The organism is Dactylosporangium aurantiacum (genome assembly GCF_000716715.1).
Taxonomy (GTDB): domain Bacteria; phylum Actinomycetota; class Actinomycetes; order Mycobacteriales; family Micromonosporaceae; genus Dactylosporangium; species Dactylosporangium aurantiacum.
Genome location: NZ_JNYJ01000043.1, coordinates 36,891 through 62,558 on the forward strand (window position 1 = coordinate 36,891; position 25,668 = coordinate 62,558).

Annotated in this window: 25 protein-coding genes; 20 read left to right on the forward strand and 5 right to left on the reverse strand. The window is 71.9% G+C overall.

From position 1 onward, the window contains the following. The first annotated feature begins 21 nt into the window (after positions 1–21). The 13 genes from OP18_RS37810 (at position 22) to OP18_RS37870 (ending at position 13,767) form a co-directional block, all read left to right on the forward strand. Positions 22–1,107 carry a type IV pilus twitching motility protein PilT gene (locus OP18_RS37810; protein ID WP_052387970.1) on the forward strand — a complete coding sequence of 362 codons (1,086 nt, stop codon included), beginning with the start codon at positions 22–24 and terminating at the stop codon, positions 1,105–1,107. A 5-nt stretch (positions 1,108–1,112) separates the two neighbouring features. Further along, the gene (locus OP18_RS37815) at positions 1,113–2,345 is read left to right on the forward strand and encodes a type II secretion system F family protein (RefSeq protein WP_033364128.1); all 1,233 of its coding nucleotides are present in this window, start codon (positions 1,113–1,115) and stop codon (positions 2,343–2,345) included. An 80-nt stretch (positions 2,346–2,425) separates the two neighbouring features. After that, positions 2,426–2,923: a prepilin-type N-terminal cleavage/methylation domain-containing protein gene (locus tag OP18_RS37820; protein ID WP_033363984.1), complete on the forward strand. Its 498-nt coding sequence runs from the start codon at positions 2,426–2,428 to the stop codon at positions 2,921–2,923. A 97-nt stretch (positions 2,924–3,020) separates the two neighbouring features. After that, entirely contained in the window at positions 3,021–3,797 is a 777-nt protein-coding gene (locus OP18_RS37825) for a prepilin peptidase (RefSeq protein WP_033363985.1), read from the forward strand. 21 nt (positions 3,798–3,818) lie between these two features. Beyond that, on the forward strand, positions 3,819–4,841 hold the full coding sequence (gene pilM, locus OP18_RS37830) for a type IV pilus assembly protein PilM (protein WP_033363986.1): 1,023 nt from the start codon (positions 3,819–3,821) through the stop codon (positions 4,839–4,841). Further along, a complete protein-coding gene (locus tag OP18_RS37835; RefSeq protein ID WP_033363987.1) occupies positions 4,838–6,979 on the forward strand; it encodes a PilN domain-containing protein in 2,142 nt (713 codons plus the stop codon). The genes pilM and OP18_RS37835 overlap by 4 nt, the downstream gene beginning before the upstream one ends. After that, the gene (pilO, locus tag OP18_RS37840) at positions 6,979–7,524 is read left to right on the forward strand and encodes a type 4a pilus biogenesis protein PilO (RefSeq protein WP_033363988.1); all 546 of its coding nucleotides are present in this window, start codon (positions 6,979–6,981) and stop codon (positions 7,522–7,524) included. The genes OP18_RS37835 and pilO overlap by 1 nt, the downstream gene beginning before the upstream one ends. An 8-nt stretch (positions 7,525–7,532) precedes the next feature. Next, the gene (locus tag OP18_RS37845; RefSeq protein ID WP_033363989.1) at positions 7,533–9,257 is read left to right on the forward strand and encodes a prepilin-type N-terminal cleavage/methylation domain-containing protein; all 1,725 of its coding nucleotides are present in this window, start codon (positions 7,533–7,535) and stop codon (positions 9,255–9,257) included. Continuing rightward, on the forward strand, positions 9,254–9,862 hold the full coding sequence (locus tag OP18_RS37850; RefSeq protein ID WP_156090074.1) for a hypothetical protein: 609 nt from the start codon (positions 9,254–9,256) through the stop codon (positions 9,860–9,862). Before OP18_RS37845 ends, OP18_RS37850 begins: the two co-directional genes overlap by 4 nt. Beyond that, the gene (locus OP18_RS37855; RefSeq protein ID WP_156090075.1) at positions 9,859–11,424 is read left to right on the forward strand and encodes an RICIN domain-containing protein; all 1,566 of its coding nucleotides are present in this window, start codon (positions 9,859–9,861) and stop codon (positions 11,422–11,424) included. The genes OP18_RS37850 and OP18_RS37855 overlap by 4 nt, the downstream gene beginning before the upstream one ends. A 105-nt stretch (positions 11,425–11,529) precedes the next feature. Next, positions 11,530–12,291 (forward strand): phosphatase PAP2 family protein, encoded by a 762-nt coding sequence (locus OP18_RS37860; RefSeq protein WP_052387931.1) that lies wholly within the window; start codon positions 11,530–11,532, stop codon positions 12,289–12,291. Between the two features lie 16 nt (positions 12,292–12,307). After that, the gene (locus tag OP18_RS37865) at positions 12,308–13,210 is read left to right on the forward strand and encodes a methyltransferase domain-containing protein (protein WP_033363992.1); all 903 of its coding nucleotides are present in this window, start codon (positions 12,308–12,310) and stop codon (positions 13,208–13,210) included. Next, positions 13,207–13,767 carry a VanZ family protein gene (locus OP18_RS37870; protein ID WP_052387932.1) on the forward strand — a complete coding sequence of 187 codons (561 nt, stop codon included), beginning with the start codon at positions 13,207–13,209 and terminating at the stop codon, positions 13,765–13,767. Before OP18_RS37865 ends, OP18_RS37870 begins: the two co-directional genes overlap by 4 nt. Here the strand turns inward: OP18_RS37870 and OP18_RS37875 are convergent. Together OP18_RS37875 and OP18_RS37880 are read right to left on the reverse strand one after the other, a co-directional pair. Then, positions 13,699–14,574, reverse strand: coding sequence for a hypothetical protein (locus OP18_RS37875; RefSeq protein ID WP_033363993.1), 876 nt, complete (start codon positions 14,572–14,574; stop codon positions 13,699–13,701). The genes OP18_RS37870 and OP18_RS37875 overlap by 69 nt on opposite strands. Further along, complete coding sequence (locus OP18_RS37880) at positions 14,571–15,083, reverse strand: SigE family RNA polymerase sigma factor (protein WP_033363994.1); 513 nt, start codon at positions 15,081–15,083, stop codon at positions 14,571–14,573. Before OP18_RS37880 ends, OP18_RS37875 begins: the two co-directional genes overlap by 4 nt. 75 nt (positions 15,084–15,158) lie before the next feature. On the opposite strand from OP18_RS37880, the gene OP18_RS37885 reads away from it, so the two are divergent. From OP18_RS37885 to OP18_RS37905, 5 genes are all read left to right on the forward strand, one after another. Continuing rightward, a complete protein-coding gene (locus OP18_RS37885) occupies positions 15,159–17,210 on the forward strand; it encodes a M3 family metallopeptidase (protein ID WP_033363995.1) in 2,052 nt (683 codons plus the stop codon). Positions 17,211–17,261: 51 nt separating this feature from the next. Further along, complete coding sequence (locus OP18_RS37890) at positions 17,262–17,951, forward strand: hypothetical protein (protein WP_156090076.1); 690 nt, start codon at positions 17,262–17,264, stop codon at positions 17,949–17,951. 490 nt (positions 17,952–18,441) lie between these two features. Then, the gene (locus tag OP18_RS37895) at positions 18,442–19,167 is read left to right on the forward strand and encodes a FadR/GntR family transcriptional regulator (protein WP_245635663.1); all 726 of its coding nucleotides are present in this window, start codon (positions 18,442–18,444) and stop codon (positions 19,165–19,167) included. Positions 19,168–19,277: 110 nt separating this feature from the next. Continuing rightward, a complete protein-coding gene (locus OP18_RS37900) occupies positions 19,278–20,105 on the forward strand; it encodes a sterol desaturase family protein (protein ID WP_033363996.1) in 828 nt (275 codons plus the stop codon). Beyond that, positions 20,102–20,755, forward strand: a complete 654-nt coding sequence (locus OP18_RS37905) for a lysoplasmalogenase (protein ID WP_052387935.1) — start codon at positions 20,102–20,104, stop codon at positions 20,753–20,755. The genes OP18_RS37900 and OP18_RS37905 overlap by 4 nt, the downstream gene beginning before the upstream one ends. Positions 20,756–21,127: 372 nt before the next feature. Here the strand turns inward: OP18_RS37905 and OP18_RS58860 are convergent, their stop codons facing one another. Then, positions 21,128–21,319, reverse strand: a complete 192-nt coding sequence (locus tag OP18_RS58860) for a hypothetical protein (protein WP_033363997.1) — start codon at positions 21,317–21,319, stop codon at positions 21,128–21,130. 127 nt (positions 21,320–21,446) lie between these two features. Here OP18_RS58860 and OP18_RS58865 point away from each other — a divergent pair, with 127 nt between their 5' ends. Beyond that, positions 21,447–23,288, forward strand: coding sequence for a histidine kinase (locus OP18_RS58865; protein WP_052387936.1), 1,842 nt, complete (start codon positions 21,447–21,449; stop codon positions 23,286–23,288). Beyond that, positions 23,285–23,944 (forward strand): response regulator, encoded by a 660-nt coding sequence (locus OP18_RS37920; RefSeq protein WP_033363998.1) that lies wholly within the window; start codon positions 23,285–23,287, stop codon positions 23,942–23,944. The genes OP18_RS58865 and OP18_RS37920 overlap by 4 nt, the downstream gene beginning before the upstream one ends. On the opposite strand, the gene OP18_RS51585 is transcribed toward OP18_RS37920, so the two are convergent. Together OP18_RS51585 and OP18_RS37930 are read right to left on the reverse strand one after the other, a co-directional pair. Beyond that, complete coding sequence (locus OP18_RS51585; protein WP_156090077.1) at positions 23,945–24,919, reverse strand: DUF1996 domain-containing protein; 975 nt, start codon at positions 24,917–24,919, stop codon at positions 23,945–23,947. It lies immediately after the preceding gene. Positions 24,920–24,987: 68 nt separating this feature from the next. Further along, a complete protein-coding gene (locus OP18_RS37930) occupies positions 24,988–25,626 on the reverse strand; it encodes a LuxR C-terminal-related transcriptional regulator (RefSeq protein ID WP_033363999.1) in 639 nt (212 codons plus the stop codon). Positions 25,627–25,668: the final 42 nt, after the last annotated feature.

The window sequence follows — 25,668 nt, forward strand, 5'->3', positions numbered from 1 at the left end:
GATGGGCCGCGTGTGGAGACCATGGTGACCAGCGACGAGCGTGCCTCGCTCGACGCGATGCTGGTGTCGCTGGTGCGGGTCGGCGGCTCCGACCTGCACCTGACCGTCGGGGCCCCGCCGACGGTACGGATCAACGGCGGGCTGCGGTACCTGCCGGGCTACGACGACCTCACGCCCGCCGACACGGAGATGCTGGTCCGCGCCGCGGTGCTCAACGAGAGCCAGTGGAAGCACTTCGAGCAGGTGCAGGAGCTGGACTTCGCCTACGCGATCGAGGGCGTGTCACGGTTCCGGGTCAACCTGTACGCGCAGCGCGGCTCGTTCGGCGCGGCGTTCCGGGCGATCCCGCACACCATCAAGCCCCTCGACCAGCTCGGCGTGCCGGAGCAGGTGGCCCGTTTCGCGCACCTGCACCGCGGCCTGGTGCTCGTGACGGGCCCGACCGGGTCGGGCAAGACGACGACGCTCGCCGCGATCCTGGACCTGGCGAACCGGACCCGGTCCTCGCACATCGTGACGATCGAGGACCCGATCGAGTTCCTGCACGAGCACAAGCGGTGCCTGGTGAACCAGCGCGAGGTCGGCGCCGACACGACGTCGTTCTCGATGGCGTTGAAGCACGCGCTGCGCCAGGACCCCGACATCATCCTCGTCGGTGAGCTGCGCGACCTGGAGACGACGTCGACGGCGCTGACCGCGGCGGAGACCGGTCACCTGGTGCTGGCGACGCTGCACACGCAGAGCGCGGCGCAGACCGTCGACCGGGTCATCGACATCTTCCCGCCGCACCAGCAGCAGCAGATCCGGGCGCAGCTGTCCAACGCGCTGCAGGGTGTGGTCACGCAGGCGCTCGCGCCGCGCGCCGACGGGCAGGGCCGCACGATCGTCACGGAGATCATGTTCGCGACCCCAGCGATCCGGAACCTGATCCGTGAGGGCAAGAACCATCAGATCCCGTCGTTCATGCAGTCCAGCGGCAACGACGGGATGCTCTCGTTCGACCAGCACCTGGCCGAGCGGGTCCGTCAGCAGCTCGTCACGTACGAGACGGCGCTGGAGCTGTGTCACTCGGCGGAGGAGTTCCGCCGTCTCGCCGGGCGGATGTGAGCGTCATGCCAGCTACCAAAACGTACGACTACCAGTCGATCGACCACGACGGCAAACGCACCAAGGGCAAGATCGAGGCGTCCAACGAGCTGGCCGCCGCGCAGCTGCTGCGCCAGCAGGGCCTGACCCCGCTCGCCATCACCGACGCGGACACGCTGATGCGGCGCGACATCCGCGTCCCCGGCCTCGGTGACCGGACGTCGTTGAAGGACCTGTCGGTGTTCTCCCGGCAGTTCGCCACGATGGCCCAGTCCGGCATGTCGCTGCTGCGGTCCCTGGCGGTGCTGGAGGAGCAGGCGCAGAAGGAGAGCCTGAAGAAGGCCATCGGCGAGGTCCGGCTCGACATCGAGGGCGGCATGTCGCTGTCCGGGGCGCTGGGCAAGCACCCCAAGGTGTTCCCGGCGTTGATGGTGGCGATGATCCGGGCCGGGGAGACCGGCGGTTTCCTCGACAGCGCGCTGGACCGTATCGCGACCAACTTCGAGAAGGACGCGCAGCTGCGCGGAAAGATCAAGAGCGCGCTCACGTACCCGGTGATCGTGCTGATCTTCACCGCCGTGATGATCAGCGCGGTGCTCATCTTCATCGTGCCGATCTTCGAGAAGATGTTCAAGCAGCTCGGCGGTGAGCTGCCGCTGCCGACGCAGATCATCGTCAACGCCAGTCACACCCTGTTCTGGCTCGGGCCGCTCGTCATCGCGGTGCTGGTGGTGTCGACGGTGACGCTGCGCAAGCTGATGGCGGCGAACCCGGCGGTGCGGCTGCGGGTGGACAGGATCAAGCTGAGACTGCCGGTGTTCGGCCCGCTGTTCACCAAGATCGCGCTGAGCCGTTTCTCCCGCAACCTCGGCACCCTGCTCGGCGTCGGCGTGCCCGTGCTGCAGGCCCTGGACGTGGTGGGCGCCACCACCGGAAACGCTGTCATCAGCAACGCCATGGCCGATCTGCAGACCGCCGTGCGCGAGGGCCGGCCGATGTCCTCGCAGCTCGGCGCGCACAAGGTTTTCCCATCGATGGTCGTGCAAATGGTTGAGGTCGGCGAAGAAAGCGGCCAAATCAGTCAGATGCTCGAAAAGATTGCCGATTTCTACGACCGAGAGGTGGACAGCGCGGCCGATGCGCTCACCGCGTCCATCGAACCGATCATGGTGCTCGTCATGGGTGGCGTGGTCGGCGGGATGATCATCTGCCTCTACCTGCCGATGTTCTCGATCTACCAGAACATCCAGAGCAACTGAACACACCGACGCACATGACTGGCGCCAGGCAGTGGAGCCTCGCCACCACCACACCCCATGCAGGAGCAGGAGGCTCACCCATGAAGGAAACGCTGCGCAGGATGCAGAAGAAGCGTGCCGCCGGAGACAGCGGCTTCACGCTCGTCGAGCTCCTCGTCGTCGTCGTGATCATCGGCGTGCTCGTCGCGATCGCCGTGCCGATGTACCTGAACTACCGCAAGGGCGCGGCGAACAAGTCCGCCGAGTCCGACGTGCGCGCCGCCGTCAGCGCCGTCGAGCAGTTCTACACGGAGAACGGCAACAAGTACCCGGATGACATCGTCGCGCCGGGCACCGCCGGCGCCAGCGTCGTGTTCAAGATCGGCGCGGCGACGACGGGCCAGCAGGTGGCGACCCTCTCGCCCGGTAACACCCTCGTCTACAAGCAGCTGACCACCGGCACGTACCGCATCTGCGGGATGAACGAGGACGGCAAGGTCGTGTACAAGTACGAGAGCGCCGTCGGCGGATCGGTGAAGAAGGCCACCGAGACCGACCTGGACACCTGCATCAAGGCCGCCGCGCCGGCCACCCCCTGACCCTGCCGTGACCGGCACTGTGGCGGCCCGCGATGACGTGGGCCGCCACACCCGGCTCTGATTCCACGACACCGCCGCTGCGGAAAGGAGCACGGTGATGCTGTACGCGCTCGTCGGCGTGCTCGGCCTGGCGATCGGGTCGTTCCTCAACGTCGTCATCCACCGCGTCCCCCGCGGCGAGTCGCTGCTGCGCCCGGCGTCGCACTGTCCACAGTGCACGGCACCGGTCCGGCCGTGGCACAACGTCCCCCTGCTCGGCTGGCTGCTGCTACGCGGTCGGTGCGCCGACTGCGCCGCCCCGATCAGCGTCCGCTACCCCCTGGTGGAGCTCGGCACGGCCACGCTGTTCGTCGCCGTCGCCGCCCGGTTCGGCTGGTCGGCGGCGCTGCCCGCGTGGCTGTACCTCGCCGCGATCGCGGTCGCCCTCGCCCTCATCGACCTCGACGTGCTGCGGCTGCCGAACGCGATCGTCCTGCCGTCCTACCTCGTGGTGCCGACGCTGTTCCTGCCCGCCGTGATCCTGGAGCGGGACTGGTCCTCGGGCCTGCGCGGGCTGGTCGGCATGGCGGTGCTGTTCACCTTCTACCTGCTGCTGTCCGTGGTGTACCCGGGCGGCATGGGCTTCGGCGACGTGAAGCTCGCCGGCGTGCTGGGGCTGTACCTCGGCTGGCTCGGCTGGGCGCCCCTCGCGGTCGGGACCCTCGCGGCGTTCCTGCTCGGCGGGGTCACCGGGATCGCGCTCATGGCCGGCGGCCGGGCCGGGCGCAAGACCGCGCTGCCGTTCGGCCCGTCGATGCTCGCCGGGGCGCTGGTCGCGCTGTTCGCGGCGGCACCGATCGCGGACTGGTACACCTCCATCCTCCTGCCCGCCTGACGGTCCTATCTAAGGAGCACGATGCCTGCCGTCAACCTGATCGGACTGGACATCGGCACGACGTCCATCCGCGCGGCGGAGACCAGCAACAGCAAGGACGGGCCGGTCATCAGCAACTTCGGCCACATCCTCCTGGGCCCCGGCGTCGTGCTCAACGGCGCCGTGCAGGACGAGCACGCCGTGACGGTGGCGCTCAAGCAGCTGTGGTCGACGTGCAGATTCCGCAGCCGCAAGGTCGCCCTCGGCGTCACCCACCAGCAGGTCGTCGTCCGCGAGACCACGGTGGCGAACCTGCCGGCGAAGGAGATGCGCAAGGCGCTGCCCTTCCAGGTCCGCGACGCGCTGCCGCTGCCCCCGGAGAAATCGCTCATCGACTTCTACCCCCTCGCCGAACCCGACGGCGACACCGTGCGCGGGCTGCTCATCGCCGCGCCGAAGGAACCGGTCCTCGCCGCGATCCGGGCCATCGAGGCGGCGAAGCTGCGCGTGGTGCGGGTCGACCTGTCCTCGTTCGCGCTGCTGCGCGCCGCGTCCCGCCTCGACGAACAGGTCGAGGCGCTGGTCGACATCGGCGCCCACGCGACCAGCGTCATCGTGCACCACGACGGCGAGCCGCTCATCGTGCGGACCATCCCCCGCGGCGGCAACGAGATCACCAGGACCGTCGCCGACCGGCTCGACATCCCGGCCGAGCAGGCCGAGGAGGTCAAGTGCCGCGTCGGCCTGCGCACCGACACCGACGGGCAGACCGCCGCGGCGCTCAAGGACGCGGTGCGCCCGCTCATCAACGAGATCGGCAGCTCGTTCGCGTACCTCACCGCCGGTGGCCGGCAGGCCCGCGTCAGCCGGCTCGCCCTGTCCGGCGGCGGTTCGATGCTGCCCGGCCTCCTCGAGGCGCTGCACGCCCAGCTGCGCGTCGAGGTGATCGCCGTGGACCCCGTCATGCGGGTGCGCGGCCTGCGCCGCGTCCGGCACGGCAGCCTCGAGCAGGTCCGCGCCTCCGCCGCCGTGTCGGTCGGCATGACCCTGGCGGGCGCCTCGTGAGCGGCACCTGGTGGGAGGACGAACCGGAGCGCAAGCTCACCGGCATCGTGCTGCCCTCATGGGACGACGACCCGGACGACGACGACCGCGCCCCGGGCCCGTCCGCCCCAGGCCCGTCCGCCCCGGGCCCGTCCGCCCCGGGCCCGTCCGCCCCAGGCCCGTCCGCCCCAGGCCCGTCCGCCCCGGGCCCGTCCGCCCCAGGCCCGTCCGCGCCGCCCCGGGCCGCCTGGCGGCCGGCGCCGCCGACCGGTGACCGGCACCCCGACCCGCTCACCGACCCCCTCACCGGCCCCCTCACCGGCCCGCTGGACCGCCCGCTCGACGGCCCACTCACCGGACCGTTCGACGGTGGCTGGCGGCAGGAGCCGGCGGCCGCGCCGTCGGAGCGTCTCGTGCCGGTCGTGCCGTCAGGCCCGCCACCTATGTGGCCGCCGACAACGCTCGAAGCCACTGAAGCCGTCACCGCGCACCCTTCGCCGCAGGCGCGCGTCGACCTGTCACCGATCGCCGGTGCTTCTCCGGCCGCCGAGGCTCCCGAAGCGGCACTCGTCGCGCGGGCGGCGGAGACGGCCGCGCCACGGCGGGCGTTCCCCCGGTACATCGCCGGCGAGTTCGTCATGCCCGGGCCCGACGCCGCCCTCGACGCACGCACCCAGCCCGTCGAGACCGGCGACCGGCCCGGCGACCCCCTGACGCGGCCGGCCGAGACGTGGGCGCCGCAGCCGACCTCCCCACCGACCTCCCCGCCGACGGCAACGCCGGACGCCGGCCGATACGCCGCGCCACCCCCGTACACCGCGCCACCCCCGCACGCCGCGCCACCCCCGCACGCCGCGCCACCGGTGCCGCCCGTGGCGACGCCACCCGTGACGCCCGCTCCGGTGCCCGCCCCGCAGGCGGCGCCGGAGGGGACCGACGCGCCCGCGGACGTCACCAGGCCGCTGCCCGGCGTGCAGTTCACCGCGCCCGCGAAACCGCGCCCAGCCCCCGCCCCCGCGGCCACCGAACGAACCATGCCACCCGCGACCATGCCACCCACGACCATGCCACCCACGACCATGCCACCCACGACCATGCCACCCGCGACCATGCCACCCGCGACCATGCCACCCGCGACCATGCCACCCACGACCGTGCCGCCGGACGGTGTGCCGGCCGCGACCGCCCCGCACCCCGGCCTCCCGCACCCGGTCGCGCCCGGGATCCCGGAGGCCAGCGTGCCGCCGCCACCGCGACCGGCCCCGCCGTCCGTCCACCCCGCCACCGGGCCCGCGCAGGCTGCCGCGCCCGTGGTGCCGCAGGCCGCGCACCCGGTGGCACCCCTCGGCGCGGACGCCCCGACCGCGGTCCAGCGCGCCGTGCCCGCCGTGGTCCACGCCGCGCAGCAGGGCGCGCCCGGCACCGGACAGGACGGGCCGGCGCCGCCCGTACCGGCGAAACGGCAGCGCGAAGGTGCGCCCCACCCGGCGTTTCCCGAGGCGACGGCGCGCACCATGCGGATCCTGCCGATCGCCGCCGACCTGCTGCCCCTGGAGATCACCGACCTGCGGCGGCTGCGGATGGTGCGGCGGCTGGTGATCGCCGGGGTCGCGGTCTGCGTCGCGCTGCTGCTCGGCTGGTACGTGGTCGCCGACGGCCAGACGGACGAGGCGCAGTCGGAGCTGACCGCGGTGCAGGACCTCCGGCGCGACCTGAACCGCAAGAAGGCCACGTACACCCAGCTGGAGACGACCCGCCAGCAGATCAAGGACATCACCACCCAGCTGGGGATCCTGATGGAGCGGGACATGTCGTGGTCGGCGCTGCTCGGCTCGCTGCGCAAGGCGGCGCCGAAGAACGTCACGGTCGCGAACGTGACCGGCTCGCTGCACCTGGAGGGCACCGGCGCCACCGCGGGCACCTCCGGCGACGTGGTCGGCATGCTCACGCTGTCGGGCACGGCCCGGACCAAGGACGAGGTCGCCGCCTACGTCGACACCCTCGCCACGGTCCCCGGCCTGGCCAACCCGTTCCCCTCCGAGGCGACCCAGGACGACTCCGGGCTGCACTTCACCATCCGGGTCGACATCACCAAGGCGGCGCTCGGCGGGCGGTTCACCTCACCCAGCGCGGCCCCGAGCGCGTCAGGAGGCAAGTGATGCGACCCGAGCGGCTGTGGATGCTCGGCGGCGTGTTCACCGCCGCCATCCTGCTGGTCGTCGGCTACTACTTCGTCATCCGGCCGCGGTACCAGGAGGCCGACGACCTCCGGACGCAGGCCAACGACACGACCATCGAGGTGGCGAAGCTGCGCGCCCGGATCGCCGACCTGGACAAGGACAACCAGAACCTCCAGCAGTACACCGCGCAGCTCGACAAGGACCTCGACGCGCTGCCGGAGTCGGACTCGGTGGCGGCGCTGCTGCGCGAGGTGCAGAACGCCGGCGACCTGACCGGGGTCGCCGTCAGCGGGGTCAGCGTCGGCGGTGCGACCGACGTCGACGTCGCCGGGCCGTTGAAGGTGTACGCGCTGCCGATCAGCCTGACGGCCGCGGGTCCCGCCGCGAAGATCGACCCGTTCCTCGACCAGCTGCAGAAGGTGCAGCCCCGGGCGCTGCTCATCGGTGCCGCGAACCTGGCCACGACCGAGGGGCGCACCTCCCTGACCCTGACCATCCAGGCGTTCTACGCCACCGGGAAGTAGCGGGCACCATGCGACGGACCCCCCCTTCCGACGCCGGGTTCAGCCTCGTCGAGACGCTCACGTCGATCGCGATCATCGGCGTGGTCATGACGGCGCTGACCACGTTCTTCGTGCGCACGACCACGACCCTCAACACGCAACGCGGCCTGCAGAGCGCGGTCCGGCTCGCCCACGACGGCGTCGACCTGGTGAAGTCGCTGCCGGGCTCGACGATCGTCGCGGGCCGCGGCGGGCTGGACGCGGCGCAGCAGCTCGACGACCTGAAGGCGGGCACCATCCCCGGCCTGCGGCTGCCGGGGCTGCGCAGCCTGCTGGACACGATGACGCCGGCGTTCGACCCGGACCTCGGCCTGCTCGGCAAGAGCGTGGCGGCGCCGGCGCTGCCGATCGCGCCGGAGGTGGACACGGTCAACAACACCGAGTTCAAGCGGTACTGGTTCGTCGGCTCCTGCAACATGCCGCTGGGCAACCTGTCGGTCCTGCGCCCGGAGCAGCTCGGCGTGTGCAGCCTGACGTCGCTGCCCGGCATCCTCGTGCCGTACTACCGGGTGATCGTGGCGGTCACCTGGAACAACGACCGTGGGTGCGCGAACACCCGGGGCGTCTGCCACTACGTGACGCAGACCCTGGTCAGCGCGGCGGCGACGGACCCGGTGTTCAACCCGAGCGTGACCGTCACACCGCCGCTGCCGGACAACCCCGACAACCGGACCGACGAGGTGACGGTGCCGCTGGCGGCGCCGCTCACGTTGACCGCGACGACCGCGTACCCGCCGCTGACCTGGGCGGTGGAAGGGCTCCCGCCGGGGCTGACGTGGACACCCGCCGGCGTCATCAGCGGCACCCCGACGACCGCCGGCTCCTACGTGGTGCGCATCGTCGTCACCGACGCCATGTCGTCCAACGACGCGTCGTTCACCTGGACGGTGGCCCCGCTGCCGGCGCTCGCGCCGGCCGCCCAGGCCTGGGACCCGGGCCTGCCCGTGTCGTACCAGGTGCCGTTGACCGGCGGCGTCGCGCCGTTCACATGGACGGCGACCAACCTGCCGCCCGGCGTGACGATCAACCCGGCCACCGGCCTCATCTCCGGCACCAAGACGGCGGCCGCGCCGGCGACGAACGTGGCGATCAAGGTGACCGCGGTCGACAAGAACCAGCAGAGCGCCACGGCGACGTTCCAGCTGAACTGGAAGGTGGCGGTGCAGTTCCCGAACTCCACGACGCCGATCGCGTTGGACAAGAACGCGCAGTACACCGGGAACGTCGTCGGGTACGGCGGCACCGCGCCGTACACGTGGAGCGCGGACAACATGCCGTCCGGGCTGTCCATCGACAGCACGGGGAAGGTCACCGGCAAGGTGTCCGGCACGACCCGCTACGTGGTCAAACTGATCGTCACCGACAGCAAGGGCGTGACCAACTCGACGCTGGTGCCGGTCAACGTCACGGCGACCTCGGGGCTGCGGGTGACCTCGCCGTCGCTCGACCCGAAGGTCTGGACGGACCCGGTCGGCCCCAAGGGCACCGCGGTCACGTTCCCGGCCCTCGCCGCGACCGGCGGGACCGGCGCGCTGACCTGGACCCAGAGCGGCCTGCCGACCGGTGTGACGCTGAGCGGCACGAAGATCTCCGGTACGCCGACGACGGCCGGCACCTACCCGGTCACCCTGACCGTGACCGACGGCAGCGGCACCAAGTCGGTCTTCATGTTCGTGTGGACGGTGACCGCGTGAGCGTGCTGCCCGGGGCCCTGGCGCGGCTGCGCCGCGACGACGGCGTCACCCTCGCCGAGATGGCCGTGACGACCGGCATCATGTCGGCGGTGATGGCCATCTTCACCACCGGCGTGGTGCAGCTGTTCCAGGCCGGCAACAACAACGAGCTGGTCGCGATGACCCAGTCGCAGCTCAACACGGCGTTCCTGCGGCTGGACCGCAACGTGCGCTACGCGGCGGGGATCAGCCGCGAGCACACCAACGCCGCCGGCAACCAGGTCGTGGAGTACCTCAACACGGAGGTCGCGTCCGGCCAGCCGGAGTGCGCGCAGCTGGAGCTGCACCGGGCCACGAAGGTGCTGCGCCGCCAGGTGTGGCCGCAGGCGACGAACCCGCCCGGCAGGTGGGTCGTGCTCGCCAACGACATCGACGTCGCCAACAGCTCGTTCAAGCTGCTGGATCCGGGACCGAACACCGGGTTCCAGCGGCTGCGGATCACCCTGACCACGGCCAGCAACCCGGGTCGCGGCCAGGCGCAGGCGAAGACCGCGATCACGTTCACCGCACTGAACTCCACCAGGCTCACGAAGCCGACCGACGTCTGCCCGGAGGCGAGCAAATGAGGCTGTCCAGGTGGTGGCGTCCCCGCGACGACCGGGGGTCGCTGCCCCTCGCCATGATGCTGACCCTCGTCGGGACGTCGCTGTCCACGCTGATGGTGCCGGTGGTGATCACCCAGCTGCGGGACACCGCGGCGACGGTCGACCGGGCGCAGGCGCTGCACGCCGCCCAGGCCGGCATCGACGTCGTGATGGGCCGGATACGCGGGTCGCTGGGCAGCATCGCCAACCTGGTCTGCGTCCCGGCCGCCACCCCGCTGCGCGGCACGGTCGGCGCCACGGTGGCCGGGGTCACCGACGTGTTGCCCGGCCGGTACCAGGTGTCCGTCGAGTACCAGGACGCGGTGAACACGACCGTCCCGTGCGTGCAGACGGCGGCCGGGATCCTGACGGTCCAGAAGGCACCCGCGTACGCCGTCATCACCGCCCTGGGCACCGACACGCCGGGCGGGGCCACCGACCCGATCGACCCCAGGGACAGCCGCACCCGGACGCTGAGCGCCACGTACGTCTTCCGGTTCACCAACGAGAACGTCGACGGTGGCCTGCTGCGCCTGCTGGGCGGCACGTACTGCCTGGACGCCGGCTCCGGTTCGCCCGCGACGGGCACGATCGTCACCACCCAGCCGTGCAACACCGGCAGCTCGCGGCAGACGTTCGCGTACACGAAGGACCTGACGCTGCGGCTGGTCTCCTCGATCACCGCGAAGAACCCGCTGGGCATGTGCATCAGCTCGAAGGCCGACCCGGTCGTCGGTGACCTGCTGCAGTTCCAGACCTGCGGGGTCAGCCCGGTCATCCCGTACTACCAGCGCTGGAGCCTCAACGACAGCTCGAGCTTCCAGAACACCGCGAACACCGGCACCACGCTCGGCACGCTGTGCATGCACGCGAAGGCCGCCGCCACGAAGGGCGCCTTCATGGAGCTGGTCACGTGCGGCGGCTCGGACAACACCCGCACGTTCGCGCCGGACGCGACCGTCGGCGCCGGCGCCGCCGGCGCACCCAACCAGCTGGTCAACTTCCAGCAGTTCGGCCGGTGCGTCGACGTCACCAACTTCAACGTGAACCTCGGGTTCCTCATCGTGTGGCCGTGCAAGCAGGCGCCCGTCATCACCGGCGTCGGCTGGAACCAGCGCTTCGTGGTGCCGCTCGCCCCCGACGAGAAGGGCACGGTCACCGGCCGGATCACCACGTACGACAGCACGAACAAGAAGACCTACTGCCTGACGACGTTCAAGGAGGGCGACCCGTCGCACTTCGTCACGATGAAGGCCTGCCCGGCGCCCACCGCGAGCGACGAGGAACGCGACGCCGTGGAGTGGAAGGTCTCGTACCGGGAGAGCACCTACGGGACGAGCTACGTCATCGTCGACGCCTACGACCGGTGCCTGAGCCCGACGGACCTCGACAACCCGAAGCTGAAACCCGAGGACGTCTTCAAGGGCAGCACCGTGGTCAGCAAGCTCACCACCGCGGTGTGCGACGGCGGCAAGCTGCAGAAGTGGAACGCGCCGCCGAACATCGCCAACCCGACACCCCTGAAGAACGTCGGGGAGAAGTGACGATCCCGTAGGGGAAGTCCTGACACCGGTCCGCGGCATAGATCAGGGTCGCGTCCGTGCATCGCCTGGATGGCGTGCGGCCTCCCGGTGACGAGGCTGGACGCCATGACCATCACCTGGGAGAAACCCGCCCTGCGACCGGTGGGGCTCGGCCGGCAGGTCGGCATCGTGGCGGCGGCGGTGACCGCGTACTTCGGGGTCCGGGGCGCCACGGAGGCGGCGACGGACACCGCCCTGGCGAACGCGGCGGCCGTCGTGCGGTTCGAGAAGTCGGTGGGGCTGTTCCACGAGTCGTGGCTGCAGTCGACGCTCGCCGGTGCACCCGCGGTGGCGACGTTCTTCAACTGGATCTACATCTACGGGCACTGGCCGGTCATCGTCGCGACCCTCGTCTGGCTCGCCCGGACCAACCCGGTGATCTACTACCGCACCCGCAACGCGATGCTGCTGTCCGGCGGGATCGGCCTGGTCGTCTTCATGCTCTTCCCGCTCGCCCCGCCGCGGCTGGCCGAACTCGGGCTGGTCGACACCGTGACCCAGTCCGACGGCGCGTACCGGGTGCTGCAGCCGACGATGTTCACCAACCAGTACGCGGCGATGCCGAGCCTGCACGTCGGCTGGGACCTGCTCATCGGCCTGGCGATCCTGGCCGCGGCGCCCAGGTCCGCCACCAGACCGCTGCTGCGGGCGTTCGGCGCGGCGATGCCGGTGCTGATGGTGGCGGCCGTCGTGCTGACCGCCAACCACTACATCGTCGACGCGATCGCCGGTGCCACCCTCACCACGACCTGCTGGTTCGTCATGCGCGCCCAGGAGCGGCGCCGGCCGCACGGCTATGCCGGATGGGACGGTCTGGTCGTGCGGTAGGGCCTACGCTTTGCACATGGAACACCTCGACCTGGAACACCTCGGGTTCCCGGCGGACGTGATCCCGCTGCAGTACCAGGCGCTGCTGCTGTCCGACGAGCGCCGGATGGCGGCGTTCTCCACCGCGATCGCGCACGCGGTGCGGCCCGGCGCCAGGGTGCTCGACCTCGGCTGCGGGACCGGCGTGCTGTCCTACTTCGCCGCCCGGCAGGGCGGCACCGTCACCGCGATCGAGCGGGAGCCGCGGGTCTTCGCCACCGCCGAGGCGGCGTTGCGGGCCAGCGCCGGCGACGCCGTCACCGTCCTGCACGCCGACGCCCGCGACTACCTGCCCGAGGAGCCGGTCGACGTGGTGCTGTGCGAGATGCTGCACGTGGGGCTGCTCCGGGAGCGCCAGATCGAGGTCATCAACAGCTTCAAGCGGCGGTATCTGCGCCACATCGGCGGGCCGCTGCCCCGGTTCGTGCCCGAGGCGTGCGTGCAGGCGGTCCAGCCGGTCGAGCAGGACTTCACCTACTTCGGTTACACGGTGCCGGCGCCGGTGTTCCAGCTGCCGGAGAGCTTGCAGCCGCGCACCGTGGAGGCCGCCGCGCCGCAGGTGTTCCAGCAGTTCTTCTACACCGACCCGCTGCCGCACCACTGCACCGGCGACCTGCGTTTCGTCGCCGAGCGGCCGGCGCTGGTCAACGCGGTAAGGGTGGTGACGAAGAATCTGCTCTGCCTGCTGTATGAGCCGCCCGGCAGCATCGACTGGACCATGAACTACCTGGTGGTGCCGCTGCGCGAGCCGGTCGAGGTGCTCACCGGCGACGAGGTGCGGATCCGGTTCGACTACTGCCCCGGCGACGAGATCACCGTCCTGGCCGACAGCCTCACCGCGAGCGTGCTCACCGCCGCCGCGCCGGTGCCCGCGCGTTGACGCTGCTGCGCTGGGGCGCGGTCCTCGCCGCGGGCGCCGCCCTGGGCGTCGTGTGGTGGCTCGCCGCGGGCCGCCGCACCGCCGACCGCCGGCCCGCGTTCGGCCTGGTGGCGACGGTCTGCGGCACCCTGCCGTGGATCTGGATGATCCTCACCCCGTCGCCGGCGCCGCGCCGGGTGCAGCTCGACCCGGTCGAGGGCCTGGCGGGGGTGCTGCACGGCGGCTTCGGGACCGCCGCCGTGCAGCTGGTCGGCAACCTGCTCGTCTTCGCGGCGTTCGGCGCGTTCGCGCCGCTGCGCTGGCCGCGGCTGACCCTGTGGCGGGTGCTGGCACTGGCCGCGCTCGGCTCGGCGACGGTGGAGGTGCTGCAGTACGCCCTCGACCTGGGCCGGGTCAGCGCCACCGACGACGTGCTGGTCAACACCCTCGGCGCGGGCCTGGCGTACGGCGCGGGGCGGTGGCTGCTGCCGCCGCCCCGCGCCGCCGGCTCAGCTCGCTTTGATGTGGAACCGTTCGTCGGCGACGAGGGCGGCGAGCCGGTCCTCGGTCAGGGGTAGCGCCGCGAGGGGCTTGTCGCCGCCGCCGGGGCGGTCGTCGTCCTTCTGCTGGGCCACGAACACCACGGTGCCGTCGGCGTGCCGGTAGGCGGCCCACTGGTCGAAGTCGCCCTTGGTGCCGGTGGCGAGGCCCACGGTGACGCCGGTGCCGGTCGTCACCAGCCGGCAGCTCGCCGGGGCGGTCCAGAACGCGCCCGCCACCGCGCAGGCGTCCCCGGTCACGGTGATCAGGCCCGGCTCGTACACGGTGACCAGCAGCTGGCCGACCCCGCCGTCCTTGCCGAGCTGGGTGCTGGCCAGATACGACCACGCGTCACGGTCGCCGACCTTGTTCTCGAACTGGGCCTGCGCCATGCGCGACGCCACGAGCTGGTCCGTGCCGGGGTTGTCCAGCGCCGTGTAGCCGGCCGGCACGACGGCGAGCAGGTCGGTCATGAGCTGCTGGCCCAGGTCGTACTTGGTGCCGGCGCGGGCGGTGCGGTCCTGCTGCGGCTCCCCGTTCGGCTGGGTCGGCCAGACCGGCTTGTCGGTGGGGACCGGGGCCGGCGCGGTGCCGCCCGGTGTCGGTGTGCCGCCTGGCGCGCCGACCTGCTGCGGTGCGGCCGTGCCGAGCCCGCCGCCGGCGACCGCGACCGCCACCGCGGCCACGACGGCGGTCACCGCGACCGCGGCCCCGCCGGCGAGCAGGTTCCGGCGGCGCACGGCGCGGCGCCCGGTGCTCACGGCCACGGCCGGCGACATCGGCGGCGGTGGGGTGGCGCTGTCGAGGGCGTCGCGCAGCGACACCCGGAAGTCGTCCTCGTTCATATCCGATTCCTCGTGGCATGCGAGTGGCTGCTGGTTTCCAGATGGGTGCGTAGGGTCTGCAGCCCCCGCGCGGCCTGGCTCTTGACGGTGCCGGTCGTACAGCTGAGCAGGCTCGCCGTCTCCTCGACGGACAGGTCCTCCCAGTACCGCAGGATCAGGACGGCCCGCTGCCGGGCCGGCACGGCGGCCAGGGCGGCGATCATCGCCATCCTGTCGTCGGGTGACCGGTCGTGGGTGGCGCCGTCCAGCGGCAGGTCCGTCACCCGGACCCGGTGCCACCAGCCGAGCCGCCGCTCGTCCAGGAACGCCCGGAACAGCACCTGCCGGACATAGCCGTCGAGGGCCTCGTGCCGGCTCACCCGGTCCCACGCCAGGTACAACTTGGTGAACGCCACCTGGGTGAGATCCTCGGCCCGGTGCCAGTCGCCGCACAGCAGGTACGCCGTGCCGCGCATCGCGTCCGAACGCGCGGCGAAATACTCGGCGAACGCCGTGTCCCGATCCGTCATGCGTTACTCACGGGCCCGGCAGTCGGATCGGTTGCACAGACTTCCGGAAAAACCCCGCCCCGATACAGTCGGTAGGTGACCACGGACAACCCGTTCTTCGCCGCGAGTGACCTGCCGTATCAGCTGCCGCCCTTCGACCGCATCGAGACCGGGCACTACCTGCCCGCGTTCGAGCGGGGCATGGCCGAGCAGCGGGCGGAGGTCGAGGCCATCGCCACCCTGACCGAGCCGCCGACGTTCGACAACACCCTCGTGGCGCTGGAGCGCTCGGGCCGCGTCCTGCAGCGCGTGTCGGCCGCGTTCTTCAACGTCACCAGCTCCGACACCAGTCCCGACCTGCAGCAGATCGAGTCGCAGGTGGTGCCGCTGCTGTCCGCGCACGGCGACGCGATCATGCTCGACCGCCGGCTCTTCGCCCGCATCGAGCAGCTGTACGCCGAGCGCGACACCCTGGCCCTGGACGGCGAGTCGGCGTGGCTGCTGGAGCGGTACCACACCGAGTTCGTCCGCGCCGGCGCCCGGCTGTCCGAGGACGAGCACGTCCGGCTGCGGGAGCTCAACGCCGAGCTGGCCGCCCTGGCCACCGAGTTCGGCAACAAGGTCCGCGACGAGATGAAGGCCAGCGCGGTCGTCGTGCAGGACGCCGAGGAGCTCGCCGGGCTGTCCGCCGACGCGGTTGCCGCCGCCGAGGTCGCCGCCCGCGACCGGGACCTCGAGCGGGGCTATGCGCTGAACCTGATCCTGCCGACCGCGCAGCCGGCGCTCGCGTCGCTGCACAACCGGGAGGTCCGGGAGCGGCTGCACGCCGCCTCCGTCGGGCGCGGTTCCAGCGGCGGCGAGCACGACACGACCGCCCTCGTGCTGCGCATCGTGCGGCTGCGGGCGGAGCGGGCCCGGCTGCTCGGCTTCGAGCACCACGCGGCGTACAACATCGCCGACAACACCGCCCGCAGCGTCGGCGCCGTCCAGGAGATGCTGGCGAAGCTGGCCCCGGCCGCCGTCGCCAACGCCCGGCTCGAGGCCGAGGACCTGCAGGAGACGATCGGCGACGCGTTCACCCTCCAGCCGTGGGACTGGGCGTACTACACCGAGCAGGTCCGCCGGGAGCGCTACGCGATCGACGAGGCCGAGCTGCGGCCGTACTTCGAGCTGGAGCGGGTCCTGCACGACGGGGTGTTCTTCGCCGCCGGCCGGCTCTACGGCATCCGCTTCCAGGAACGGCCGGACCTGCCGGCGTACCACGCCGACGCCCGCGTCTTCGAGGTCTTCGACCGCGACGGCGGGCCCCTCGGCCTGTTCATCGGCGACTTCTTCACCCGCCCGTCGAAGCGCGGCGGCGCGTGGGCCAACGCCCTCGTGCCGCAGTCGCGGCTGTTCGGCACGGCACCGGTCGTCGTGAACAACCTCAACATCAACCGGGCGCCCGACGGCGAGCCGACGCTGCTCACCCTGGACGAGGTCCGGACCCTGTTCCACGAGTTCGGTCACGCGCTGCACACCCTCTTCTCGCAGGTGCACTTCCCGAAGTTCGCCGGCACCCGGGTCCCCCGCGACTTCGTCGAGTATCCGTCGCAGGTCAACGAGGTGTGGATGCTGTGGCCGGAGGTCCTGGCCAACTACGCCACGCACCACCGCACCGGCGAGCCGCTGCCGGCCTCCGTGGTGGAGCGGCTGCGGGCGGCGGAGCAGTTCAACAAGGGCTTCGCGACCACCGAGTACCTGGCCGCGACGCTGCTCGACCTGGCCTGGCACACGCTGACCGTCGAGGAGGCGGCGGCAGTCACCGACGTGCTCGCCTTCGAGGCTCTTGCGCTGGAGCGGGCCGGCGTCGCGGTGCCGTTCGTGCCGCCGCGGTACCGGACCACCTACTTCGCGCACATCTTCAGCGGCGCCGCGTACAGCGCCGGCTACTACTCCTACATCTGGAGCGAGGTCCTCGACGCCGACACCGTCGACTGGCTGACCGAACAGGGCGGGCTGCGCCGCGAGCTCGGCGACACGTTCCGTGACGGCCTGCTCGCCAAGGGCGGCAGCGCCGACTCGATGGAGGTGTACCGGGCGTTCCGCGGTCGCGATCCGTTGATCGAGCCGCTACTCAAACGTCGCGGATTGATCAGTGTTCCTTAGGTTTTGTTAAGACGTCTTCCGGTCGGGGCGCCGCGTCCATAAGCTGTCGCGGTGCGTGGCGCCACCCCCCGGCGGACGCCCGCTGCCGCACGCCGCCTGCATCTGAGCAGGTTCGCGTTGCTCGCCGCGGTCAGTCTCGTCGCCTCCCTGATCAGTGTCGGTGTCTCCTGGGCGATCTTCCCCAACGAGCCGGCGGCGGTCACCGACGACACCGCGTTCGACGCCGCCAAGTTCTACGAGACCCACGCCCGGGCCAACGCCGCCCGCGGGGTCGAGCTGGCCTCCGCGCCCGGCGCGTCCCTCGTCCCGAAGCCCGTCGCCGGCCTCACCCAGGCGGCGACCAACAACGCCTTCATCGTCATCGAGGTCGGCCGCCAGATGGGCCTGCCCGAGCGCGCGTACGTCGTGGCCATCGCGACCGCGTTGCAGGAGACGTACCTGAAGAACCTCGCCAACCCGAAGGTCCCGGCGTCGCTGAAGCTCCCCCACGAGGGCACCGGCACCAACTACGACTCCGTCGGCATCTTCCAGCAACGCGTCAGCATCTGGGGCACCGTCGAGCAGCTCATGGACCCGGCCTTCGCCTCGGCCAAGTTCTACACCAAGCTGATGAAGGTCTCGGGCTGGCAGTCCATGAGCATCACGGGGGCGGCCCAGGCGGTGCAGCGGAGCGCTTTCGCCAGCGCGTACGCCAAGCACGCCACCACCGCCCAGAAGATCGTCGACCAGCTGACCGACTGACCTGAGCCGAGCGTTTCACGGAGCCGGCGGCACGCGTCACGGCCGGGGTTTTGCGCCGGTCGTGCGCACGGCAACCACCCGCCCACCACGGGCAACGCCGAGCAGCCGATCACACCGGCGTCCCACGTGCGGCGGGCCGCGATCCGCCACGGACCCGGTCCCTGGTCAGTGCCGGACGCGACCCGCCACCAGCGACGCCTCCACAACTCCGCCACCACCGCCCGGCCACCACGCGCACCGCACCACCACCGCGACCTGTCGCCGCCCGCCGCTTACTACCGCGACCTGTCGCGGCCCGCCGCCCACCACCGCGCTCTATTGCCGCCCGCCGCTTACCTCCGCGACCCGTCGCCGCCCGCCGCCCACCGCCGGGACCCGGCACCAGCCCGCCGCACACCGCGAGCCGCAGTCATCAACTTCGCTACTGGTCCAACCAGTTGATGTGTGAGACAGTCACCCGGTGACGTTGACGCCGGCTCCTCGTAGCAACGTGTCCGACCATGTGTTCGCGCAGGTGCGCGATGCGATCCTCAGCGGGGCGTATCTGCCCGACGCGAGCCTGCCGAGTGAGCGCGAGCTCGCCGCTACGTTCGAGGTCAACCGGCACGCGGTGCGCGAGGCGCTGCGCCGGTTGCAGCAGCTCGGCCTCGTCAAGGTCAGCCAGGGCGGCGCGACCAGGGTGCTGGACTGGCGGCTGCACGCCGGGCTCGACCTCGCCATGTCCACCGCCATCTCGGCCGGCGACGCGCTGCCGGTCGGCACGCTCGTGCGCGACATGATGGAGATGCGCGCCTGCATCGGGGCCGATTCGGCCAGGCTGTGCGCGCTGCGGGGGACGGCGGCCGCGAAGGAGCAGATCGCCGCCAGGGTCGACGACCTCGCGGCCGCCGCGCCGGACCTGGACCGCATGGGCGAGGCCAACGTCGCGCTGTGGCGGGCGGTCGTCACGGGCAGCGGCAACACGGCGTACCTGCTGGCGTTCAACAGCCTCGTCAGCGGTGCGCTCGCGGTCGGGCACGTGCCGCCGCGGCTGCGCACCGCCGAGCTGCTCGACGTCGCCGGGCACCGGCTCCTCAGCGACCACATCGCCGGCGGCGCCGGCGACCTCGCCGAGGCGCAGGCCCGGGCGCTGCTGACCGCGTCGCTCCCGGCACCGCTCTCCGCCCGGACAGGCAGCTCCGCCGCGCGGAAGGACAGCTCCACCACGCGGAGCTAGGACCCGCGCCGAGACAACCCCGCCCCGCCTCAAGCCCACCCCGCCCGAAGACCATCCCACCCCGCCCCGCGCGAGGAACACCCCGCCGCCGCGCGAAAGGAAAGCCGAGCATGATCCCCGCCGTGCTCTACGCCGTGCCCGCGTTCCTGCTGCTCATCGTGATGGAGGCGGTCTCGTACCGCTTCCTGCCCGACGACGACGAGCGCGGCTACGAGGTCCGCGACACCACCACCAGCCTCTCCATGGGACTCGGCAGCCAGGTCATCGGCGTACCGTGGAAGATCGTGGTCGCGCTCGCGTACGCCGGCCTCTACGTCCTCACCCCGCTCAAGCTGGACCCCCACAGCCCGTGGACGTGGGTGCTGCTGTTCTTCGCCGACGACCTCGCGTACTACTGGTTCCACCGCCTGCACCACGAGGTCCGGCTCTTCTGGGCCGGCCACGTCGTGCACCACTCCAGCGTCTTCTTCAACCTGTCCACGGCGCTGCGGCAGAGCTGGACCCCGATGACGGGCACGCCGTTCTGGCTGTTCCTGCCGCTGCTGGGCATCCCGCCGTGGATGGTGTTCCTGCAGCAGTCGATCAGTCTCGCGTACCAGTTCTTCCTGCACAGCGAGCGGATCGACCGGCTTCCCGCCGTCGTGGAGTGGTGCTTCAACACCCCGTCGCACCACCGCGTCCACCACGGCGCCAACGCCGAGTACCTGGACCGCAACTACGGCGGCATCCTCATCGTCTGGGACCGCCTCTTCGGCACGTTCGAACCCGAACGAGCCCGCGTCGTGTACGGGCTGACGAAGAACATCACCACGTACAACCCGTTGCGTGTGGCGACCCACGAGTACCGCGACATCTGGCGCGACGTACGGACCGCCACCTCCTGGCGCCACCGGCTGCGCTTCGTGTTCGGCCGCCCCGGCTGGCAGCCGGCCGCATGAGACTCCCCCTGTGGCTGTTCGCCTGCGCCGCCGCCGAGCTCACGGGCGTCGCCCTGTCCTGGGAGCCGTTGCAGTGGGTGGCGAAGCCGCTCCTTGCTCCTTTGCTGCTCTGGTACCTGCTCAGCACGGCCGGCAGGTCCGCGCTCGGCTGGGGCCTGGTGTTCGCGTGCGCGGGTGACGTGGCGCTGCTCGTGCCGGGTACAGCAGCATTCCTGATCGGCATGGCGTGCTTCCTGGGCACCCAGGTCTGCTTCCTGGTCGCCTTCCTGCGCCGGGCTCCCCTGCACCGCCCGGCCGCCGCCGGCTACGCGGTGCTGTGGGCCGCGCTCAACGCCCTGCTCTGGCCGTCGCTGGGCGCGTTGCGGGTGCCGATTCTGGTGTACAGCCTCGCTTTGAGCGCCATGGCCGCCGCCGCGTACGCGGTCTCCCGCCGGGTCGCCGTCGGCGCCGCGCTGTTCCTGCTCTCGGACCTGCTGATCGGCCTGGGCGCCGCCGACCTGGACTTCCCCGGCCGGGACCTGGTCGTCATGGCCACGTACATCGCCGCGCTCTTCCTCATCACCACCGGCTTCGCCGTTCTACCGGAGGGTACCGGGGTGGTTGCTGCGCGTAGCGGCGCTGGACGGGGTGGGGTGGGTCCGGGAGAATGAGGTGCGGCGCCTACCGGGGGGAGGCGGCACATGCCACGACCGTACTTTTCTTTGGACGCACCAGATTCCGGGACGTTCACGTCGTTCGACTCGATCGACTGGGAGTCCCGTTTCGCGGCCGCCCGAGCCGACCGCGCCCGCCGGCGCGAGGAGCGGCTGAGGGTCAGGGCGGAGTTCGCCGAGGCGCGCCGGCACGGGTTGGTCGCCCGCCACGCCACGAAGCTCGCGCGGCTGCGGTCGGCTCAGGTGCCGGCGGCTGGACCTGGTGCGGCATCAGCGGATCCGCGTGGCGCGGCCGCGGGCGGGCCGGCCGTGCGGCCACCGGCCTGTCCGGCACATGCCGCTACGACACCGGCGCCGAGCCGGCCGGGGTCACAGCATGCCGTGCTGGACGATCCAGTCGAAGGAGGCGGTCTCCTCGTAGGAGAACTCCAGCGCCACGATCAGCGTGAAGCGGCGGTCGATCTGGTACGGGGTGAAGCGGTGGACGGCGCACTCCATCCAGATCGGGATGCGCGACGCCGGGTTGGCCAGGACGGCGTGTTTGCCGCAGCGGTGCTCCATGGGCCGCAACGTTATCGACGGTGGCGCGATCGCATCAGCCTGCTGCCTGATACTCCATATGGTGTACGAGACGGTGCCTCCGCGCGGACGACGACCTGGCGAGCTGCCGCCCCTAGCGTTCGACGGCATGACGAAGACGAAGATGGTCGCCGCGTTCGCCGCGGTCACGTTCATCGCCGTGCTGAGCGGCAGTGGGGACCGGCTCGCCGAGGGGTCGTTGCCGTTGGCGACCTGGCTGGCGGGGCTGGTCTGGGCGCAGGTGCGGTGGCCGCTGACCGGGCTGATCGCCGGGATCTGCGGCGTCCTGGCGATGCGGATCGCCGACCTGACCACCGGTGGCTGGCTGTGGCCGGTGACGCTGCTGTACGTGTCGGTGGTCATCGGGCCACGGCCGCGGCTGCGGCTGGTCGTGGGGATCGCGGCCGTGCACGCGGTGTGCGCGTTCAACCTGGAGTGGACGGTGCTGCAGCACAGCGCGAGCCGGACGTTCGCGGGTGTCGGCCCCGACGTGCTGTGGCTGACGGCGGCGCTCGCGGTGACCGTGGCGGTCGGCAGCTGGCGGCAGTGGACCCAGGCCGCGCTCCACCAGCAGCAGGCCGAGACCGACCGCCAGCGCGCCGAGGTGGAGCGGCAACGCGCCGAGACCGACCGGCAGCGCGCGGAAGCCCAGCAGCAGCGGGCCGAGGCGGAGCGGCAACGCGCCGAGACCCACCGGCAGCGCGCGGAAGCCCAGCAGCAGCGGGCCGAGGCGGAGCAGCAGCGCGCCGAGACCGACCGGCAGCGGGCCGAGGCTCAACGGCAGCGGGCGGAAGTGGAGCGGCAGCGGGCCGAGGCGGAGCAGCAGCGGGCGGAGGTGGAGCAGCAGCGGGCACAGGAGCGGTTGCGGGTGGCGCGGGAGGTGCATGACACGGTGGCGCACACCCTGGCGGTTGTCGGGGTGCACCTCAACGTCGCCGTGGATGCGCTGGACACGGCGCCGGAGGAGGCGCGGGCGGCGTTGCGGCTGGCGCAGGACGTGCGGCGCAGGGCGATGGGTGACCTGTCCTCGCTCGTCGGGGTGCTCCGCGAGGACCTGCGGCCGACCGCCGAGCCGCTCGACCTGGAGGCGCTCGTGGCGCAGGTGCGGGCCGCCGGGCTCGACGCGCGGCTGTACGTCCACGGCGCCCCGGGCGCAGCCACCGCCAGCGGCGACGGCCGACCTGACAGCCGACCCGACAGCGGACCCGACAGCCGACCCGACAGCCGACCCGACAGCCGACCCGACCGCGGACCCGACAGCCGACCCGACCGCGGACCCGACGGCGGACCCGACGGCGGACCCGACGGCCGACCCGACGGCCGACCCGACGGCCGACCCGACGGCCGACCCGACGGCCGACCCGACGGCGCGGCCGGAGACGGCGGCAGAGACAGAGAGCGAGACAGAGACACAGTCGGACACGACGGCAAGGGCGGACATAGCGGCGAAGACAGCGCCGGCGAAGACCGGGACGGCGGCGAACGCGGCGACAGACGCGAAGATGGCCCCGACAGCAGCCGCGAAGACCGGGCCGGCGGCGACCGTGAAGGCACGGACAACGGCGGCAGCCGTGACCGTGAGAGCGCAGGCGGGGACGGCAGCCGCGGCGAGCGCGGAAAAGGAGGCGAGGGCGCGGGCCACGGCGGCGGGCCAGGCCAGGGCGGTGGCGCGGGTGGGCACGAGGTGTCGCTGCCCACGCGGATCGCGGTCGGGCTCATCGTGCGGGAGGCGCTCACCAACACCGTCCGGCATGCGGCGGCGCGGGTGGTCACGGTGGAGGTTCACTACGGGGCGACGACGCGGGTGTCCGTGGTGGACGACGGCAGGGGGTCGACGGCGCCGGAAGGGCACGGGTTGACGGGGATGCGGGAGCGGGTCGAGGCGCTCGGGGGCAGGCTGACGACGAGTGGGGCCGGGGGCTTCGCCGTACACGCGACAATTCCGTCATGACGGTGCGGGTGTTGCTGGCCGACGATCAGGCGCTGGTCCGCGCCGGGTTCGGCAGCCTGCTGCGGCGCACGCGGGACATCACGGTCGCCGGGGAGGCGTCGACCGGGGACGAGGCGGTCCGGCAGGCCCGGCGGCTGCGGCCCGACGTGGTGCTGATGGACATCAGGATGCCGGGGCTGGACGGGATCGCGGCGACCGCGCAGATCGTCGGCGACCGGGACCTGGAAGGCACGAGGGTCGTCATCCTGACCACGTTCGAGACGGACGAGCACGTGTTCGCGGCGCTGCGGGCCGGGGCGAGCGGCTTCCTCACCAAGGAGGTCGAGCCCGACGAGCTGCGCCGCGCGGTGCGGGTCGTGGCGGCCGGGGAGGCGCTGCTGTCGCCGAGCGTGACGGCCCGGGTGATCGGCCAGTTCGCGCACCGGCCGGCCGGGCCGGCGGGCGACGGCGGCGACCGGCTCGCCGTCCTGACCCCGCGGGAGGTCGAGGTGGTGCGCCTGGTCGCCGCCGGGCTGTCCAACGATGAGATCGCCCGGGAGCTGTTCATCAGCCCGCTGACCGCGAAGACCCATGTGACCCGGGCGATCACGAAGGTGGGGGTACGGGACCGGGTCCAGCTGGTGATCCTCGCGTACGCGTCAGGACTGGTCAGCTGATCACGGCTTGTGCTGGTCGACGCCGAAGCCGTTGCACTGGCGGCCGCCGTTGATGCAGTGGCTGACGAGCGTGGCCTGGCGGGCGGCGTCCCAGCCGTTCATGAAGTCGTAGTGGAACGACGAGCCGTTGCCCGACGAGTACGCCAGACCCGACGTGTTGCCGCCGGGCAGCTTGTACGGCACCTTCATCTCGAACATCGGCAGCGGCACCGGGTTGCTCGCCGGGCAGACCCCGCTGACCGGCCACACCACGTGTGACTTGTGGTCGGCGCTGTCCAGGCTGCGGCCGTCCCAGCAGCTCGGCGCCTGCATCCGTACGATCAGCGACGACCCGGCCGGGCACGACGGCGGGATGGCCTTGCCGAGGTAGTCACCGCAGTTCCAGGTGCCGCTGAACTGCGCGGCGTCCTGCAGCCGCATGTCGCCGACGATGAGCCGGAACCCGGCGGGGAACGGCTGCACGGTCCGGTAGTCCTTGACCCCGGACTTGTAGTAGATGGTGACCCGTTCCGGCTGCACGACGACGCCGTTCTGGGTCAGGGTCGGGAACCAGTACGACGACGCGTCGAGCGTGTCCTCGCACGAGGTCCGGCCCTTGAGCAGCGACTGCGGGGTGGAGGTCGCGTTCGCGGCGGGGTTGCCGACGAACGTGTGGTTGTGGGCGGCGCCCGCGAGGCCGGGGAAGACGATCGGGTCGTCGCTGAGCCGGTGCGTCTCGGTGCAGTTGGCGTGGAACTCGCGGTACTGCGCCTGCGGCGGCTTGTCGGTGAACGTCTTGACCGGCGCGGCGGTCGCGGTCGGCACCGGGCTCGACGGGGAGGCCGGGGAGGGCGGCGGGGAGGACAAGGACGGCGCGGCGCCCGAGGGCACGGCCGACGACGGCGCCGGCTGGGAGATCACCACCGGGCCCTGGTTCGGATCGCACGCGGCCAGGAACAGGCCGGCTGCCAGCAGGAACCCAAGACGTCTGCGCACGGTTGCGGTGCCTTTCGAGATCGACGGTGCCACCCACCGCCGAACCTATGACCGCCCCCGCCGCACGGTCATGAGTCGAAAGTCCCAGCCCGCCACCGGACCACCGCCTCGGTGCGGCTGCCGACCTGCAGCTTGCCGAAGGCGTTGTACAGATGGTTCTTCACGGTCTTCTCGGTGAGCCCGAGCCGCTCGGCGATCGCCGCGTTGGACAGCCCGTCGCACAGCAGGTCGAGCACGTCCCGCTCGCGGTCGGTGAGGCCGGCGCGGTCCCGGGCCAGGCGGCGGGCCCCCTGCTCGCGCAGCGCCGACGCGGCCACCGACGCGGCCACCGGCGACAGCCAGCCCTGCCCGGCGGCGACGGCGAGGACCGCGCGCAGCAGGTCGGGCGGGTCGAAATGGCCGTGCACCAGGTACCCGCGGGCGCCACCGCGCAGCATCGAGGCGATCACGCCGGGGCTCGCGTCGCTGGTGAGGGCGAGCACCGCGGTGTGCCGGGCCAGGTCGTCCACGATGGACAGTCCGTCGGCGATCGGCATGCGGTGGTCCAGCAGCGTCACGTCGGGCCGGTGCCGCAGCGCGAGGGTGAGCGCGTCGCGGCCGTTGCCGGCCTCCCCCACGACCCGCACGTCGTCGCTGAGCTCCAGCACGCCGCGCAGCGACTCCCGCACGACCGGGTTGTCGTCCACGACGAGCACCGTCACCGTCACGCCGTCGCCTCCGCCGCGCCCGCCACGACGAAACCGGCCAGA

Bases quoted from the DNA above. Each gene is read 5' to 3' on its own strand.
- OP18_RS37880 (WP_033363994.1), bottom strand. From the start codon at position 15,083: ATGACGGATCGGGACACGGCGTTCGCCGAGTATTTCGCCGCGCGTTCG.
- OP18_RS58865 (WP_052387936.1), top strand. From the start codon at position 21,447: ATGACGAAGACGAAGATGGTCGCCGCGTTCGCCGCGGTCACGTTCATC.
- OP18_RS37900 (WP_033363996.1), top strand. From the start codon at position 19,278: ATGATCCCCGCCGTGCTCTACGCCGTGCCCGCGTTCCTGCTGCTCATC.
- pilM (WP_033363986.1), top strand. From the start codon at position 3,819: ATGCCTGCCGTCAACCTGATCGGACTGGACATCGGCACGACGTCCATC.
- OP18_RS37845 (WP_033363989.1), top strand. From the start codon at position 7,533: ATGCGACGGACCCCCCCTTCCGACGCCGGGTTCAGCCTCGTCGAGACG.
- OP18_RS37860 (WP_052387931.1), top strand. From the start codon at position 11,530: ATGACCATCACCTGGGAGAAACCCGCCCTGCGACCGGTGGGGCTCGGC.
- OP18_RS37820 (WP_033363984.1), top strand. From the start codon at position 2,426: ATGAAGGAAACGCTGCGCAGGATGCAGAAGAAGCGTGCCGCCGGAGAC.
- OP18_RS37920 (WP_033363998.1), top strand. From the start codon at position 23,285: ATGACGGTGCGGGTGTTGCTGGCCGACGATCAGGCGCTGGTCCGCGCC.
- OP18_RS58860 (WP_033363997.1), bottom strand. From the start codon at position 21,319: ATGGAGCACCGCTGCGGCAAACACGCCGTCCTGGCCAACCCGGCGTCG.
- OP18_RS37810 (WP_052387970.1), top strand. From the start codon at position 22: ATGGTGACCAGCGACGAGCGTGCCTCGCTCGACGCGATGCTGGTGTCG.
- OP18_RS37865 (WP_033363992.1), top strand. From the start codon at position 12,308: ATGGAACACCTCGACCTGGAACACCTCGGGTTCCCGGCGGACGTGATC.
- OP18_RS37855 (WP_156090075.1), top strand. From the start codon at position 9,859: ATGAGGCTGTCCAGGTGGTGGCGTCCCCGCGACGACCGGGGGTCGCTG.
- OP18_RS37825 (WP_033363985.1), top strand. From the start codon at position 3,021: ATGCTGTACGCGCTCGTCGGCGTGCTCGGCCTGGCGATCGGGTCGTTC.
- OP18_RS37875 (WP_033363993.1), bottom strand. From the start codon at position 14,574: ATGAACGAGGACGACTTCCGGGTGTCGCTGCGCGACGCCCTCGACAGC.
- OP18_RS37905 (WP_052387935.1), top strand. From the start codon at position 20,102: ATGAGACTCCCCCTGTGGCTGTTCGCCTGCGCCGCCGCCGAGCTCACG.
- pilO (WP_033363988.1), top strand. From the start codon at position 6,979: ATGCGACCCGAGCGGCTGTGGATGCTCGGCGGCGTGTTCACCGCCGCC.
- OP18_RS37815 (WP_033364128.1), top strand. From the start codon at position 1,113: ATGCCAGCTACCAAAACGTACGACTACCAGTCGATCGACCACGACGGC.